This is a genomic window from Mesorhizobium sp. M1A.T.Ca.IN.004.03.1.1 (genome assembly GCF_003997555.1).
Lineage (GTDB): Bacteria > Pseudomonadota > Alphaproteobacteria > Rhizobiales > Rhizobiaceae > Mesorhizobium.
Genome location: NZ_RZTV01001042.1, coordinates 1 through 238, shown reverse-complemented (window position 1 = coordinate 238; position 238 = coordinate 1). Strand labels below are relative to the sequence as shown.

The following is a 238-nucleotide window of genomic DNA, read 5'->3' as shown; positions in this document are numbered from 1 at the left end:
CTGGTGGCGAGCCCCCGCTTGGTGGCGATGTAGTCGACGAAGCGTTGCATCCAGAGCTCCAGCGCGACATCGGCCGGATGATCGCGGGCGAGTTCGTCGGCCGCCTGGCAGAGACCTTCCACCTCGCGTCGGTAGACCACCTCGACCAGATGCTCGCGCGTCGGGAAATGCCGGTACAGCGTGCCGATGCCCACCCCTGCCCGCTTCGCGATCTCCTCCAGCGAAGCATCGACGCCGT

Annotated in this window: 1 protein-coding gene; it reads right to left on the bottom strand. The window is 67.2% G+C overall.

What is annotated here, in order from left to right:
- A partial coding sequence (locus EOD29_RS34855; protein ID WP_164764096.1) for a helix-turn-helix domain-containing protein occupies window positions 1–238 on the bottom strand: 238 nt, incomplete at both ends.